This window comes from Streptomyces sp. N50, from assembly GCF_033335955.1.
Taxonomy (GTDB): Bacteria; Actinomycetota; Actinomycetes; order Streptomycetales; family Streptomycetaceae; genus Streptomyces.
In genome coordinates this window covers 7,080,367-7,095,634 of the sequence record NZ_CP137549.1, presented here as the reverse complement: position 1 = coordinate 7,095,634, position 15,268 = coordinate 7,080,367, and the positions used below count along the sequence as shown (strand labels likewise).

Below are 15,268 nucleotides of genomic sequence, written 5' to 3'. Positions count from 1 at the left end.
CACCGGGGCGACTCACACGCCCGGAACCCCCGCGCCCTCCATCAGCCCCTGCACCTCGGTCCCCGGCGGTGTGAGCAGGAACACGTTCCGGTCGACGCGGGTCATCCCGCTCGCCAGGCCGAAGACGACGCCGGTGCTGAAGTCCAGCACCCGCTTGGCGACTTCGCTCTCCGCGCCGGTGAGGTCGAGCAGCACCGGGATGCCCGCCATCAGGGTCTCCGCGACCTCGCGGGCGTCCCCGAACACGTTCACGCGGAGCACGACGAAGCGGCGGCGCGGCTCGGTCTCGGCCTCGGGTATCGCCCGGTGGCCCACGGCGGACGGCCAGGCGTCGCGCCCCCGCAGCGGCACTACCTGGGCGAGCCCTTCCCACTGTTCGTCGGTGACATCGTGGCTGTTCACCGGCATGCTCCGTCCTGGGTCGCGCTGGCAGTCTGCATCCGGCAATTGTTGCGCACTGTCACCCGTTCGGCCCAACTGCGACACACTCCGCGACAAGATCGGGCCGCATCTCACAGTGACCCCGGGCCGGTTGTGCACCGGGCGTAACCCCTCATGATCGGGCCGCGTGACCTCGGCGTAACGGGCAATTCGTACGGTCTACGGCATGACGAAGCCCCCCACCCGACAGGTACGGACGGTCTGCTCGTACTGCGGTGTGGGCTGCGGCATGCTGCTCGACGTCGGCGCGGGCCCCGACGGCAGGCCTACGGTCCTCCGGGCGTCCGGCGACAAGGCGCACCCGGCGAACGGCGGGCGGCTCTGCACCAAGGGCGCGACCACGGCCGAGATGCTCGCCGCACCGGGACGGCTCACCGGCGCGCTCGTGCGGGACGAGCGGGGCGAGGAACCGGTGCCGACACCCGTGGCCGATGCGATCGCCGAGACCGCCCGGCGACTCCGGCAGATCGTCGACGAGCACGGGCCGGACGCGGTCGCCCTCTATGTCTCCGGGCAGATGAGCCTGGAGGCGCAGTACTTGGCGAACAAGCTGGCCAAGGGGTTCCTGCGGACGAACCAGATCGAGTCCAACTCCCGGCTGTGCATGGCGAGTGCGGGCGCCGGTTACAAGTCGTCGCTGGGCGCGGACGGGCCGCCGGGGTCGTACGAGGACTTCGAGCGGGCGGACGTGTTCCTGGTCATCGGCTCCAACATGGCCGACTGCCACCCGATCCTCTTCCTGCGGATGATGGAACGGGTCAAGGCGGGCGCCAAGTTGATCGTCGTCGACCCTCGCCGCACGGCCACGGCGGCGAAGGCTGACCTCTTCCTGCAGATCGCGCCGGGCACCGATCTCGCCCTGCTCAACGGCCTGTTGAGGCTGCTGCACGAGAACGGCCACACCGACCCGGAGTTCATCGCCGCGCACACGGAGGGCTGGGAGGCGCTGCCCGCCTTCCTCGCCGACTACGCGCCGGACGCCGTCGCCGCCCTCACCGGTCTCGCCGAGGACGACATCCGTACGGCGGCCCGGCTGATCGGCGGGGCGGGCGAGTGGATGAGCTGCTGGACGATGGGCCTCAACCAGTCCACGCACGGGACGTGGAACACCAACGCCCTGATCAACCTGCATCTTGCGACGGGCGCGATCTGCCGCCCCGGCAGCGGCCCGTTCTCCCTCACCGGCCAGCCGAACGCGATGGGTGGCCGCGAAATGGGCTACATGGGACCGGGGTTGCCGGGCCAGCGGTCCGTACTCGTCGACGCGGAACGGGAGTTCACCGAGGAGGTCTGGGGTCTGCCGCCGGACACGATCCGCGCGGACGGTGTCGGCCGGGGCACGGTCGAGATGTTCCGGAAGATGGCCGACGGCGACATCAAGGCCTGCTGGATCATCTGCACCAACCCGGTCGCCTCGGTCGCCAACCGCCGCACCGTCATAGAGGGGTTGGAGGCGGCGGAGTTCGTCGTCACCCAGGACGTCTTCACCGACACCGAGACCAACGCCTACGCCGACGTCGTCCTCCCCGGCGCCCTGTGGACCGAGTCCGAGGGCGTCCTCATCAACAGCGAACGCACCCTCACGCTGGCCCGCCCCGTCGTCGCCCCACCCGGCGAGGCACTGCCCGACTGGCGGATCATCGCCTCGGTCGCCTGCGCGATGGGCTACGAGAAGGGCTTCTCCTACGACAGCGCGGAGCAGGTCTTCGAGGAGATACGGCAGTTCTGGAACCCGGTGACCGGTTGGGACCTGCGCGGGGTGACGTACGAGCGGCTGCGGTCCACGCCGGTGCAGTGGCCGGCGGCGGAAGAGGACGGGCCCGACCGCAACCCCATCCGGTACGTGGGCGGGGGCGAGCTACGCTTCCCAACTCCCAGCGGGCGAGCCGTCTTTCACGCCCGGCCGCACATGCCGGCCGCCGAACTGCCCGACGACGACTACCCGTTCGTGCTGAACACCGGGCGGTTGCAGCACCAATGGCACACGCTGACGAAGACGGGCAAGGTCGCCAAGCTCAACAAGCTGAACCCCGGGCCCTTCGTGGAGCTGCACCCGCAGGACGCACGGGCGTTGGGGATCGCGGAGGGCGACTCGGTGGAGGTCGCGTCCCGGCGGGGGCGGGCGGTTCTCCCTGCTGTGGTGACCGACCGGGTGCGGCCGGGTGGCTGTTTCGCGCCGTTCCACTGGAACGACCTCTTCGGTGAGTATCGATGCGTCAACGCGGTGACGAGCGACGCGGTGGATCCGGTGTCGTTCCAGCCGGAGTTCAAGGTGTGTGCGGTGTCGCTGACGAAGGTGGCATCGGCGCCCACACCGGCACCGGCTCCAACGACGTTGTCCCAAAAGGCAGTTGTCCCGACCTCCGTCATCCTGGGCGCGAATCCCTTCGGCCTCGACCCGACCCCGCCGCCCGTCCTCACCGCCCAGGAACGCCTCTACCTGACCGGCTTCCTCGCGGGCATCGAGTCCGGCGCCCCGGGTGTCCCGACGCTTCCGCCCGACGCACCCTTCAGCGCCGAGCACGCGCTGTGGGTCAACGGCGTTCTCGCCGGGATGTACTCGCGGTCGACCCCCGCTCCCCCACACGAACCACACCAACTACCGCACCCGGCGCGGCAGATCGTCGTCCTCTGGGCCTCACAGACCGGCAACGCCGAGGAGTTGGCGGCGGCCACCGCCGAACGGCTGGCCTCCGCCGGGCACCGGGCCTCCCTGCTCGGCATGGACCAGGCCGACGTCGGCACGCTCCCGGCCGACACCGATCTCCTCTTCATCACCAGCACGTTCGGCGACGGCGACGCCCCCGACAACGGCTCCGGCTTCTGGGACACGCTCGCCGGTGAACAGGCGCCCCGGCTGGACGGAGTGCGGTTCGCGGTGCTCGCCCTGGGCGACTCGTCGTACGACGACTTCTGCGGGCACGGGCGCCGACTGGACGCCCGGCTCGACGAGTTGGGCGGGGTGCGGCTGACCCCGCGCACGGACTGCGAGCCGGACTTCGAACCGTCGGCGGACGCGTGGCTGGGGCAGGTCATCACGGCGCTGGGCACCACCACCGAGGCGCCGAAATCACCGCCCCGGGCCCCCAAGCAGGCCCCCACCACCGCCCGACTCGTCGGCAACCGCCTGCTCAGCCGCCCCGGCGCGGGCAAGGAGGTCCGCCGGTTCACCTTCGACACCAGCGGCACCGACCTCACGTACGAGACCGGTGACGCACTCGGCGTCCGGCCGGTCAACTCCCCCTCCCTGGTGGACGAATGGCTCACCGCCACCGGCACCGATGCCGCAACGGTCGTAGAACTGGAAGGCGTTGGAGAGGTTCCCTTCGCCGAGGCGCTGCACCGGCAGTTGGACATCACCCGCATCACCCCGGATCTGCTCCGGTTCGTGGCCGAACGGGCCCGGGACGACCGGGAGTTGCGCGGGCTGCTGCGGGCCGACAACAAGGACCGGCTGGCGCAGTGGAGTTGGGGGCGGCAGGCGGTGGATGTGCTCGCCGAGTATCCGGTGAGGGCGGGGGCCGAGGAGTGGGCCGGAGTGCTCAAGAGGCTTCAGCCGCGGCTGTACTCGATCTCCTCCAGCCCGCTCGTCGACCCGCAGAGTGTGTCGCTGACGGTGTCGGTGGTGCGGTACGAGAGTCTCGACGGCCGCCCGCGCGGCGGGGTTTGCTCGCCGTTCCTGGCGGACGCGGAGGCGGGGACCGAGGTCCCGGTGTTCGTGCAACGCTCGCCGCATTTCCGGCCGCCCGCCGATCCCGCGACCCCGATGGTGATGGTCGGACCCGGCACCGGGGTCGCGCCGTTCGTCGGTTTCCTTCAGGAGCGGCGCGCGCTCGGGCATTCCGCGCCGAACTGGCTGTTCTTCGGGGAGCAGCACCGCGCCACGGACTTCTACTACGAGGAGGAGTTGGCGGGGTTGTTGGGCGAGGGCGCGCTCGACCGCCTCGACACGGCGTTCTCCCGGGACCAGCGCGCGAAGGTCTACGTGCAGGACCGGATGCGGGAGCACGGACCGGAGTTGTGGCACTGGTTGCGGGAGGGCGCCCACTTCTATGTCTGCGGGGACGCCTCGCGGATGGCGAAGGACGTGGATCGCGCGCTGCGGGACATCGCGGTCGCGCACGGCGGGCTGGACGAGGCCGAGGCGGGTGCGTACGTGAAGCAACTGGCGGCGGCGAAGCGGTATGTGCGCGATGTTTACTGAATGAACTGATGGCCACGGTCACTTGAACAAAGCCGTTCGAGTTTGTCCCATTTAGGCCATGACGAGGGGTTCTTACCGGTCTCATACCGGATTCTTCTCGATTGCCGACACGCCGCTCACCACCCGGGATTAGCGTCCCGTCCCGTGCACTTGGCAGAAACACAACAGGTGACACCCGGTCGGCGGACACAGTCGGCGGTGTCCGCCCCGGAACCTCCCGCGCAGTGGCACCGCATCCTCACCCTGCTCGCCGACATCAGTCTCTTCATCGGCGTCCGCCCGGTGTGGACGCAGGCCGCCAGCCACCGGCTCGTCGTGGCGGCGGTCGTCTGCCTCTGCTACGCCTCGATCCTGGTGTGCGGGGTGCTGACCCTGGTGGTCCGCCGGGCGCGGTCGCTGGCGCGGATCGACCTCGCCGTGCTGGTGACCGCGGTCCTGCTGGCACTGTCCGCGTGGTCCGTGTTCCACACCGGCGGCGACGAGGCGGTCCTCACCACCCAGGCCGCCAAGGAACTGGTCGCCGGCCACCCGATCTACGGCCAGCCCTGGCCCTGGCTCTTCCACCCCAGCCAGGGCGTCGCCCTCACCCCGACGGTGACCGGCGGCTACGACTACACCTACGGCTATCCCCCGCTGGAGACGCTGCTCACGGCACCCCTCCTGTGGATCGGTCACGGCGGCGCCCCCGCGACGGCCGTCGCGACCGGCGCGCTGATCGCGGCCGCGGTCCTCATGTGGCGGCTGCTGCCGACGCAATGGCGCTCGGCGGCCACCATGGCGTGCCTGGGCCTCGGCCTTCTTCCGACCTACGGCCGTCAGGGCTATCCCGCCGTGCTCGCACTGGCGTTGCTGGTGCCGGTGGTGATCCGCTGGCCCCGGATCGGCAGGGGCGGGCGGCTCGGCGCCGCCGGGATCGCCCAGGCCGCGTGCCTGGGGGCGGCCTGCGCGGCGCAGCAACTCCCCTGGTTCCTCACGCCGTTCCTGCTCGCCGGGATCTACGCCGTGCGGCGCGGCGAACTCGGCGCCCGGCAGGCCGCGTTGGTGCTGCTGCGCGTCATCGGGGTCGCCGTCACCGTCTGGCTGCTGATCAACACGTACTTCATCGTGCACGAGCCGAGCACCTGGCTGAGCGGCATCGCGCTGCCGCTGACACAGGGCGCGGTGGTGCACGGCCAGGGCCTGGTGGACATCTCGCTGTACTTCACGAACGGCAGCGACCGGCTCGACTGGTACTCCCACGCGAGCATGCTGCTCGCGGCAGGTCTGCTCGCCGTGTTCGTGCTGTTCGTACGGCGGTTGGGGCCGGCGGCGACCGTCCTGCCCTGGTGCGCCTTCTATCTGGCGACGCGTTCGCAGGACGGGTACTACCTGCTGATGACCCCGTTGTGGCTGGCCTCGGCCCTCACCGCGCCGATCGCCGAGTTCCGGAACGCGTGGCAGCCGCGCCCCCGGCCGCTGTCCGGTCCGCACCGCCGGCAGGCCCGGATCGCGGCGGCCGTGCTGCTCGTCACGCCCGCGCTGGCGAGCGCCGCCGTGGCGGCGACGGGGGCACCGCCGATGGACATGCGACTCACCGGTGTGCGGCGGGCGTTGCCCACGGTCGTGACCCGGCTGACCCTCAAGGTGACCAACTCGTCCGGCGACGCCCTCACACCCCACTACACGCTCACCACGGGCCAGGGCATGAGCCGGTTCTGGTCCCAGGTGGGCGGCCCGGCGACGCTGCCCGCGCACAGCACGGAGACCGTCGAACTCCGGCCGCCCAACGGGACGTTCACCCTGCCGCACAAGAAGGTCCGGATCCGGGTGCGCGCGTTCACCGCCACCCCGCAGACGCTGTCCAGCTCGGACATCCGGCTGCGGCCCACGGACTGACCCACCGCTTGACGGCCTGTCAGGCGGCCGTACGCAGGAAGCGGAGCGTGGTGGTGACCGTGGTCAGGCCGCGCAGCATGCCCATCTGGTTCCAGCCGAGGCCGAACTGGTCGCGGTCCACGGTGAATTCGGCGTCCAGTGTGAGCGCCTCGCCGGTCGCGTCCTTGAGGCGGGCCGTGAAGTTCTGCGGGCGGCTGATGCCGTGGACGGTCAGCTGACCGACGACGTGCACGGCGTCGCCGTCGCGCAGTTCCGCGCTGCGCACCGCGAAGGTGATCTCCGGGAACTTGTCGGTGTCGAACAGGTCGGCGGAGCGCAGATGCTTGTCGCGCTTGGCGTTCTTGGTGTCCAGGGAGGCGGCGTCCAGGGTCAGCGTGCCGATCGCGGAGCCGTCGCCCCGGACCTCGCCCTGACCGCTGACGGTGCCGAAGGTGCCCTTCACGTTGACCAGGCCCCACATCGTCCTGTGGCTGATGCCCACGGTGGAGGCGGCCTGGTCGAGCTGCCACACCCCGGTCTCGACGGCGACGGTCATGATCTCTCCCGCTGGTTCCGGTAGTCCAAATTTGAATGAGCTTTGCGGGCCTCACGCTAGCCCATTATCCAAATCTGGACAACCACTCCTCCAAAATTGGACAACAGGTAGACTCGACCCATGGCCGACCCCGTAGAGCGCCCCGCCGACCAGCCCGAATGTCCGTCCCTGCGGGGCGACGGGCTGCTCCCGCCCGAGCTGCGCGCCTGGATGCTGCTGCTGGCGGCGACGGGGGCGGTGGAACAGGAACTGCGCTCGGTCGTGAAGGGGAACCTCGACGTCTCGCACGACGAGTTCCTGGTGCTGTGCCTGCTGGCCGAGCAGCCCAAGGAGGGGCTGCGGATGACCCGGATCGCGGAGCTGCTGGGCCGGCCCAAGACCCGCCTGACGTATCAGATCGCGTGTCTCCAGCACGCGGGCCTGGTCACCCGCAAGTCCGTCTGCGGCGACAAGCGCGGCATCGAGGTCGCCCTCACGGACAAGGCGAGCCAGCTCCTGCGCGAGGCCTCCGAGTCACTCGCCGAGACGGTCAGGCGCGGGCTCACCCAGTTCGTGGGGCGCGAGCAACGAGAGGCGCTGAACGCGCTGTTCCCCGATCGCGCCGCCACCTGACGCCGGTCTGGAGGGAGTTGGTCTAAAGGGGGTCGGGGGCGCCCCCGTCCGCCAGCAGGTCCAGGAGGGTCGCCCGGGCTCGGGACACCCTCGAACGGACCGTGCCCACAGGGCAGTTGCTGAGTTCCGCCGCCTCCTCGTAGGGCAGGCCGAGGAGTTGGGTGAGGAGGAACGCCTCACGGCGTTCGTCCGGCAGGACGGCGAGGAGGTCCAGGAGCGCCACCCCGTCGTCGAAGCCCGGCAGGCCCCGGGGCTGGGCCAGTTCCACGGCGAGCTGCCAGTCCTGGACGTCCGACAGGCGGGGGCGGACGGCGGCGCGGCGGTAGCTGTCGATCACCGCGCGGCGGGCGATGGACAGCAGCCAGGTGCGGGCCGAGGAGCGGCCCTCGAAGCGGTGCAGGCTGCCGAGCGCCCGCAGGAACGTGTCCTGTGCGAGGTCGTCGACCGCCTGGGGGTCGGCGCAGAGGTGGGAGACGTAGCGCAGGACGTCGCGGTGCAGCGCGCGCACGAGACGGTCGACGGCCGCGGGGTCGCCGTGGCGGGCGGCCAGCGCCCAGTTGGTCAGCGACTCGTCGCTCGACTCCGTCACGTCGGGCGAGGCGGGCAGGGTGGGAGTGATCACCTGAGGTCCTTCTCGGTCACCGTGAAAGGGGATCGGCCGTCCCGCGGCGCCCGGAAGAGGCGGGGCACGGGGGTACGGCCGAGGCCCGGGGCGCGTAGGAGCGGTCCCGGGGTGCCGGCTGCCGTCAGACGACAGCGGTCCCCAGGGGCGGACCCCGAGAGGTGATCGCGTGGACGAGAAGGAGCAGCCGCGGCGCCCGCTCGGAACGGGGGCGGCGCGGACGGAGACGCGGACGGTGCGGCGGGGCGGGGAGTGCGAGCAGCAGTCGTAGCGGAGCGGTCAGCCGTCCGGCCACGGCCCGCAGGACGCGGAACGTGGCACGCTCGCCGTGCGCCAGCCACAGGCCGCAGAGGAGGGCGGCGAGGAGGTGGGCGGTGAGCATGCCGGGCGAGGAGGTGCCGGTGGTGGTGGCCGACATATGGCCCATGTCCATAGAGCCTGCGGACATGGAACCTGCGGACATAGAGCCCGCGGACATGGAGTCCGTTGCGCTCATGTGCATGGAGCCCATGTCGGCCGACCCCATGTTCATGGCCGCCGACTCCCCCGCCATCGCGGGCTCCGCCCACGAGAACGCGGTGTGGAGGGCGGCCTGGGCGGCGACCACGAGGGTCACGATCAGCGGGAGGCCGCGTTCACGGCCCGCCAGGGACCAGCCGGCCGCACCGGTCGCGGCCAGTCCGGTGGCCAGGGCCCAGGCCGGCACGTGGTGGCCGGACATCAGGACGTGGGCCAGGGCGGCGAGCAGCACACAGACGGCCGCGAACATCGCGGCCCTCACTGTGCGCGCACACCACCCTGCCGTCATGGCGCCTCATCCTGGCATCCGAACCTGGGTCTCAGCCGTGGGTACGGTAATTCCCGGCTCGGTGCTCAGTGGCGGTGGTCGCCTCGGGCCGTCCTACTCCTCGATCACGAGGCCCTTCGCCGCGAGCACCGGCGCGAGGTCGCACATCTCCACGACCGTCTTGCCCGCACGGTACGCGGCGATGAACCCGGCCTCGGCGTCGACCCGTTCCTGCGAGAGGGCGGCCGCCTCGGCCGCGTCCTCGCGGCGGACGACGACCACGCCGTCGGCGTCGGCGCGCATGATGTCGCCGGGGCGGACGAGCACACCGCCGACGGTGATCGGCTCGCACATCGGGCCGACGGTCTCCTTGACCGTGCCCTTGATGCAGACGCTGCGGGAGAAGACCGGGAAGCCCAGCGCGCGCAGGTCCTCGGTGTCGCGGACGCCCGTGTCGGTGATCAGACCGGCGAGGCCCTTGGACTGGCAGGCGTTGGCGAGGACGTCGCCGAAGGAGCCCGCCTCCTCGTAGTTGCCGGCGGACACGACCACGACATCGCCCGGCTGGGCGTAGGCGATGGCGGTCTGGAGCATCAGGTTGTCGCGCGGGGCGCACTGCACGGTGAACGCCGGGCCGCACAGGGACATGGTGTGGTCGACCGGCTTGATGGCCGAGTCCAGCGCCCCGAGACGGCCCTGTGCCTCGTGGATCGTCGCCGAGGAGAACTCGCTCAACTGCTTGACGACGGACGGCTCCGGCCGGTCGAACTTGGTGCTGACGCGGATCATGACGACCTTTCAGAGAGCGTGCTCGGAGGGGGCGTTGGTCAGTTCGGCGCACGCCGCCGCGATGCGCTCGCAGGCCTCGGTGAGGACGTCCGTCGACGTGGCGAACGAGATACGGAAGTAGCCGGGGGCGCCGTACGCGGCTCCGTGGATCACCGCGACCTGTTGGCTGTCGAGAAGGTGACGGGCGAAGTCCTCGTCGTTCTCGATGCGGGTACCGGCAGGGGTGAACTGCCCAACGGCAGCCTGGCAGTTGACGAGGAGATAGAAGCCGCCGTCCGGGACCGTGCAGCTCAGCTGCGGGACGTCGTTGACCAGCTTCACGGTCTCGTCGCGGCGGGCGCGGTAGACGCGCACGGTGTCCTGGACGAAGTCCTGCGGTCCGGTGAGCGCGGCGGCAGCGGCGGCCTGGCTCACGGACGAGGGGCACGAAGAGGTCTGGGACTGGAGGGTGTTGATCGCGGTCACCAGGTCCGTCGGACCCACCCCGTAGCCGATACGCCAGCCCGTCATCGCGTACGTCTTGGAGACACCGTTGGTGAGGAACACCCGGTCGGCCAGGCGGGGTTCGACGGCCGCGAGGGACCCGGCGCTCTCGTCGCCGTACCAGATCTCGTCGTAGATCTCGTCGGTGAGGACGCCGACCTGCGGGTGGGCCAGCAACACCTCGGCCAGGGCGCGGAGTTCGGCGGTGGTGTAGGCCGATCCGGTCGGGTTTCCCGGGGTGTTGAGGACGACCCAGCGGGTGTGCTCGGTGATGGCCGCCGTGAGGCGCTCCGGGGTCAGCTTGAATCCGTCCGCCTCGGGGCAGTCGACGATCACCGGGGTGCCGTCGTTGGCGCGGACCATGTCCGGGTACGACACCCAGTACGGGGCGGGGACGATGACCTCGTCGCCCTCGTCCAAAGTCGCCATCAGGGCAAGGAAGATGACCTGCTTGGCGCCGCCGCCGACCGTGATGTTCGCGTCGGTGACGTCGAGGCCGTGGCGCTCGCGGAGTTTGCCGGTGATCGCGGCGCGCAGGGCCGAAGTGCCGTTCACCGGCGTGTACTTGGTCTCGCCCGCCTCGATCGCCCTGATCGCGGCGGCCTTCACGTGGTCCGGGGTGTCGAAGTCGGGCTCGCCCACGGTCAGGTCGAGGATGGTGAGCCCCTGGCTCTTCAGCTCGCGGACGCGCTGGGCCGCCGCCGTGCTCGGCGAGGGCTTGATACGGCCGAGCCGTGCTGCCGTCTTCACGGTGATCAGCCCTCCCTGCGCTCGAAGTTGAGGCCGCCGGGCACCTGGAAGGTCGGCAGGATCTCGATGTGGCCGATGTTGACGTGCCGGGGCGAGTCGACGGCGAACTCGATGGCGTCGGCGATGTCCTCGGGCTTCAGGGACTCGTAGCCGTCGTAGAACTCGCGCTGGGCGGCCTCCATGTCGCCGAGCAGACGGCCGAAGATCTCGGTCTCGACGCGGCCGGGGCAGATCTCGCTGACGCGGACGCGGCGGCCGTAGCCGTCGACGCGGAGCTGGCGGGAGAGGGTGTGCACGGCGGCCTTGGTGGCGTGGTAGATCGTGTTGCCGCCGAAGTTGTAGACACCGGCGATGGAGCTGATGTTGACGATGTGGCCGCGGTCGCGCTCGACCATGCCGGGCATCAGCAGGCGGACCAGGTGCAGGACGGCCTGGATGTTGACGGCGATCTGCTCGTCGATCGCGAACTCGTCGGCGGTGAGGATGTTGCCGGTGCGGGAGACGCCCGCGTTGTTGACGAGGACGTCGATCTCCAGGTCGTCGAGGACGGCGGTGAGGGCCTCGGTGTCGGTGATGTCGACGGCGTGCGGGATGCAACCGGTCTGGTCGGCAAGGGTGTTGAGCCGGTCGGCGTTGCGGGCCACGGCGTGGACCTCCAGGCCGCGCTTGGCGAGCCGTTCGACGACCACGGCTCCGATGCCGGTCGACGCTCCGGTGACGAGGGCCGTCCTGTAGTCGGAGATGGGCATGCTGAGGGCTCCTTGCTGTGCGGGGTGGGGGGCTTGTGCGGGTGAGGCTTGTGCGGGCGTGCGGGTGCCGGTGCTCTTGGGTGGGGCGGGGTGTCAGGCGTCGCGCAGGGGCAGGTGCGCCCGGTCCGTCACTCGGGAGACGGCGATGAGCGTGCCGAGTGCGGTGATGACGGCGTAGAAGGCCGGCATGTTGACGTTGCCCGTGCGGTCGATGAGGTAGGTCATCAGCAGGGGGGCCGTGCCGCCGAAGAGGGCGGAGGAGACGTTGTAGCCGAGGCCGTAGGCGGAGTAACGCACACGGGTCGGGAAGAGTTCGACGAGAAGGATGTGGATGACGCCTGTGTGGCCGGCGAACACCACCGCCATGACGCAGGCGCCGATGACCGCGAGGGCCACGTTGCCGGTGCCGATCAGCAGGTAGCAGGGGATGCCGACGATCGCCATCGCGACGGCGGACCCGGCGAGGACCTTCTTGCGGCCGACGCGGTCGGAGAGGCGGCCCATGTAGGGGATGGCGAAACAGATCGCGACCAGGCTGGAGGCGGTGACGAGGAGGCCCTGCACCTTGCTGAAGTGCAGCTCGGTGCTCATGAAGGTGGGCATGTAGCTGAACAGGACGTAGTAGCCGGAGCCGTTCATCAGCGGGATGAAGAGGGCCAGCAGCATGGCGCGCCGGTGCTCGGCGGAGGCGAACGCCTCCTTGAGCGGGTTCTTGGAGAGGCCGTCCTCTTCTTTCAGGCGCGTGAAGTTGGGCGTGTCGCTGATGCGCTTGCGGATGTAGATACCGGCGATGCCGAGCGGTACGGCGAGCAGGAACGGGATGCGCCAGCCCCAGGACTCCATGCGGGCCGAGCCGAGGCCGCTGGTCATCGCGGCGGCGACCAGGGTGCCGGTGAGCAGCGCGAGGAACGAGGCGATCTGCGCGTAGCTCGTGTACAGGCCGCGCTTGCCCTCGGGGGCGTGCTCGGCGAGGAAGCTCATCGCGCCGGAGGCCTCGCCGCCGACGGAGAAGCCCTGGGCGACGCGGAGCAGGATCAGCAGGGCGGGTGCGGCGATGCCGATGCTGGCGTAGCTGGGGAGTACGCCGATGGCCGCGGTGGCGGCGCTGATCAGCAGGATGACGAAGACCAGCATGCGCTGGCGGCCGATGCGGTCGCCGAGGTGACCGCAGATGACGGCACCGAGGGGGCGGAAGAAGAAGGAGACGGCGTAGCCGAGGAAGACGAGCTGGACGGCGTTGTCGGAGCCGGGGAAGAAGACGGCGGCGAGGGATCCGGCCATGAAGCCGAAGATGCCGTTGTCGTAGAGCTCGGCGAAGATCCCTACGCATCCCGCGAGGGTTACCTTGCGGGCTGTTCTGGGGTCGACCGTGTTGGGGACTGGCTGAGCGGCCACGGTACTCATGGCGTCTCCTGTCTGGGCAGGGGCGTGGGACGAGGGGCGATGCGGCTCCGTGCGGGGTGCTTCCAGCGGGTTGGCGGGGAGCGGGGTGAGCGGGTGCGGGTGGGTTTTGTGCGGTGGGGAGCGGTTGTGGTTTTGTGCGGGTCGGTGGGGGCTGGGCGCGCAGTTCCCCGCGCCCCTTCGTGAGGGGGCCTGTGTGGAGAGGTGCGGGACCCTCAGCCGCCCTCAGATGCCCGCAGGCGCCCGGATGCGTAGGGCCTCGAAGGCCGTGTGGACCCTGGTTCTCAGGGCGTCTATCGCTTGGCGTTGTGCGCGGTGGGCCGTGACCGCCTGGTCGAGGGTGCGGTGGCGGAAGTTGATGGTTTGGCCGGGGCGGACCTGGGCCAGGGCCGAGAGACCGGTGGCGGTGACTACGGCCAGGACGGGGTAGCCGGCTGTGACGCCTCGGCCGCGGTGGAGCACCAGGAGTTCGTCGCCTGCCGGGACTTCCACCGCGCCGATGGGGACGCCTCGGGAGAGGACCTCGCCCTGGGTGAGTCGGCGGGGTACCGCACCCTGGAGGCGCAGGCCGATGTGGTTGCTTCGCGGGGTGACCGTGAAGGGGGCGTCGAACAGACGCCGGCCCGTGTCGCCGAACTCGGCCCGGTCGGGGCCGTCGGTGACGTCGATGGTCCAGGTGGTGGGGAATGCCGGGACTGGCGCCTTCAGGCGGAACAGGGGGATCCGGGAGAAGGGGTGGTCGATGGGCGGGCAGGTCGTGCGCAGGACCAGTTCGTCGCCGGCGCTCAGCGTGGGGCCGAAGCCCAGGATCGTGTCGGGGGCGCAGCTGCCCTGGAGGTAGTCGGCCTCGAACGAGCCGAGTACGGCCAGGTAGACGCGCAGGCCCCGGTGGATGCCGGTGATGCGGATGGTCTCGCCGGCCTGGACCGGGATCGGTTCCCACTGCGGGCGGATGACTCCGTCCACCGTTACCTCGGCGGGGGCGCCCGTCACCGCGATGAGGATGTCGCCGGACGACACGCACGCGAAGTCGAGGGCGGTGATCTCCAGCAGCGGGGCGCGGTCGTCGTTGCCGCACAGGACGTTGGCTACGCGCGCCGAGTGCTGGTCGGCGGCTCCGTTGGCGGGCAGGCCGTAGCGGGAGCGGCCTACGCGGCCGAGGTCCTGGACGGTGACGATGCCGGCGGTGCGGACGGTGAGGGTGTCAGCCATGGCTGCCTCCCCGGCCGACCGGCTCCGCCGGGTCCGTACAGTCCGCGAGGCTCAAGTCGGCGTAGTCGTCCCACTGTTGGGGCTCGATGGGGCGGAAGCGGAAGGTGTCGCCGGGGCGGTACGCCGTGATCGGGTCGCTGTGCAGGTCGAGGACGCGTACCGGGGTGCGGCCGAGCAGTGGCCAGCCGCCGGGGGACGGCATCGGGCAGATGACCGCCTGGCGGCCGGCGACCGCGACCGAGCCGGGGGCGACCTTGGTGCGGGGCGAGGCGAGGCGCGGTACCGGCTTGGGGAAGGGCGGGCCGTCCGTCATCGGGGCTCCGGCGGGGGCGCCTAGGCAGCGCACGGTGAGGTCGGAGCCGGAGTGCAGGACGATGATCTCGCCCTCGGTCAGGCCGAGTTGGGCAGCGACCTCGGGGAGGTCGGGGCCGTACTCGCCGCCGTAGACGACGGGGACGACGAAGCGGCGCGGGGGCGTGGTCGGTGCGGGGTGCGGGCCGAGGCGGGCCGCCTCGTGGGCCAGGACGCGGCGGACCGTGTCGTGGTCGGTGGCGGCGCAGTCGAACTCGACGAGCAGGGCGTCGTACGTGGGCACCACGTCGTGGACGCCGGTGAGTTGGACCGCGTTCAGGGCGTCGGCGAGGGCGTGGACCAGCTGCCAGGCGGGTTCGGCGGCGAGGCCCTCGGCCTTGGCGACCAGGGCGGAGTCGCCGCAGTCGGCGATGGTGATGTTGCGGTTCCCGTCGGGGCAAGTGCCGTTCGGACCAGGCGCGTTCACGGTGGAGCCCTCCACAAGAAGGCTGTTCAT

General features: G+C 70.8%; 13 protein-coding genes. 3 read left to right on the top strand and 10 right to left on the bottom strand.

What is annotated here, in order from left to right:
* Nucleotides 1–12: 12 nt before the first annotated feature.
* Nucleotides 13–408, bottom strand: a complete 396-nt coding sequence (locus R2B38_RS32010) for a cell division protein SepF (RefSeq protein ID WP_318019312.1) — start codon at nt 406–408, stop codon at nt 13–15.
* 199 nt (nt 409–607) lie between these two features.
* Here R2B38_RS32010 and R2B38_RS32005 point away from each other — a divergent pair, with 199 nt between their 5' ends.
* Both R2B38_RS32005 and R2B38_RS32000 read left to right on the top strand, forming a co-directional pair.
* Entirely contained in the window at nt 608–4,645 is a 4,038-nt protein-coding gene (locus R2B38_RS32005) for a bifunctional nitrate reductase/sulfite reductase flavoprotein subunit alpha (RefSeq protein ID WP_318019311.1), read from the top strand.
* A gap of 198 nt (nt 4,646–4,843) precedes the next feature.
* A complete protein-coding gene (locus tag R2B38_RS32000; RefSeq protein ID WP_318019310.1) occupies nt 4,844–6,520 on the top strand; it encodes a hypothetical protein in 1,677 nt (558 codons plus the stop codon).
* Nucleotides 6,521–6,539: 19 nt separating this feature from the next.
* On the opposite strand, the gene R2B38_RS31995 is transcribed toward R2B38_RS32000, so the two are convergent.
* Nucleotides 6,540–7,055 (bottom strand): YceI family protein, encoded by a 516-nt coding sequence (locus R2B38_RS31995; protein ID WP_318019309.1) that lies wholly within the window; start codon nt 7,053–7,055, stop codon nt 6,540–6,542.
* A 120-nt stretch (nt 7,056–7,175) separates the two neighbouring features.
* On the opposite strand from R2B38_RS31995, the gene R2B38_RS31990 reads away from it, so the two are divergent.
* Complete coding sequence (locus R2B38_RS31990) at nt 7,176–7,667, top strand: MarR family winged helix-turn-helix transcriptional regulator (RefSeq protein ID WP_033283921.1); 492 nt, start codon at nt 7,176–7,178, stop codon at nt 7,665–7,667.
* Nucleotides 7,668–7,689: 22 nt separating this feature from the next.
* Here R2B38_RS31990 and R2B38_RS31985 read toward each other — a convergent pair whose 3' ends face one another.
* The 8 genes from R2B38_RS31985 to R2B38_RS31950 all read right to left on the bottom strand — a co-directional run bounded on the left by R2B38_RS31985 (nt 7,690) and on the right by R2B38_RS31950 (nt 15,268).
* On the bottom strand, nt 7,690–8,289 hold the full coding sequence (locus R2B38_RS31985) for a sigma-70 family RNA polymerase sigma factor (RefSeq protein ID WP_318019308.1): 600 nt from the start codon (nt 8,287–8,289) through the stop codon (nt 7,690–7,692).
* A gap of 124 nt (nt 8,290–8,413) precedes the next feature.
* Complete coding sequence (locus tag R2B38_RS31980) at nt 8,414–9,097, bottom strand: hypothetical protein (protein ID WP_318019307.1); 684 nt, start codon at nt 9,095–9,097, stop codon at nt 8,414–8,416.
* A gap of 93 nt (nt 9,098–9,190) precedes the next feature.
* Nucleotides 9,191–9,865, bottom strand: coding sequence for a 4-carboxy-4-hydroxy-2-oxoadipate aldolase/oxaloacetate decarboxylase (locus R2B38_RS31975; protein ID WP_318019306.1), 675 nt, complete (start codon nt 9,863–9,865; stop codon nt 9,191–9,193).
* Nucleotides 9,866–9,874: 9 nt separating this feature from the next.
* Nucleotides 9,875–11,098 carry an aspartate transaminase gene (locus R2B38_RS31970; protein WP_318019305.1) on the bottom strand — a complete coding sequence of 408 codons (1,224 nt, stop codon included), beginning with the start codon at nt 11,096–11,098 and terminating at the stop codon, nt 9,875–9,877.
* A 5-nt stretch (nt 11,099–11,103) separates the two neighbouring features.
* Complete coding sequence (locus R2B38_RS31965; protein WP_318019304.1) at nt 11,104–11,847, bottom strand: SDR family oxidoreductase; 744 nt, start codon at nt 11,845–11,847, stop codon at nt 11,104–11,106.
* Nucleotides 11,848–11,940: 93 nt separating this feature from the next.
* Nucleotides 11,941–13,251 carry an MFS transporter gene (locus R2B38_RS31960; RefSeq protein WP_318019303.1) on the bottom strand — a complete coding sequence of 437 codons (1,311 nt, stop codon included), beginning with the start codon at nt 13,249–13,251 and terminating at the stop codon, nt 11,941–11,943.
* A gap of 222 nt (nt 13,252–13,473) precedes the next feature.
* Nucleotides 13,474–14,460 (bottom strand): allophanate hydrolase, encoded by a 987-nt coding sequence (locus tag R2B38_RS31955; RefSeq protein WP_318019302.1) that lies wholly within the window; start codon nt 14,458–14,460, stop codon nt 13,474–13,476.
* On the bottom strand, nt 14,453–15,268 hold the full coding sequence (locus R2B38_RS31950) for an allophanate hydrolase subunit 1 (protein ID WP_318019301.1): 816 nt from the start codon (nt 15,266–15,268) through the stop codon (nt 14,453–14,455). The genes R2B38_RS31955 and R2B38_RS31950 overlap by 8 nt, the downstream gene beginning before the upstream one ends.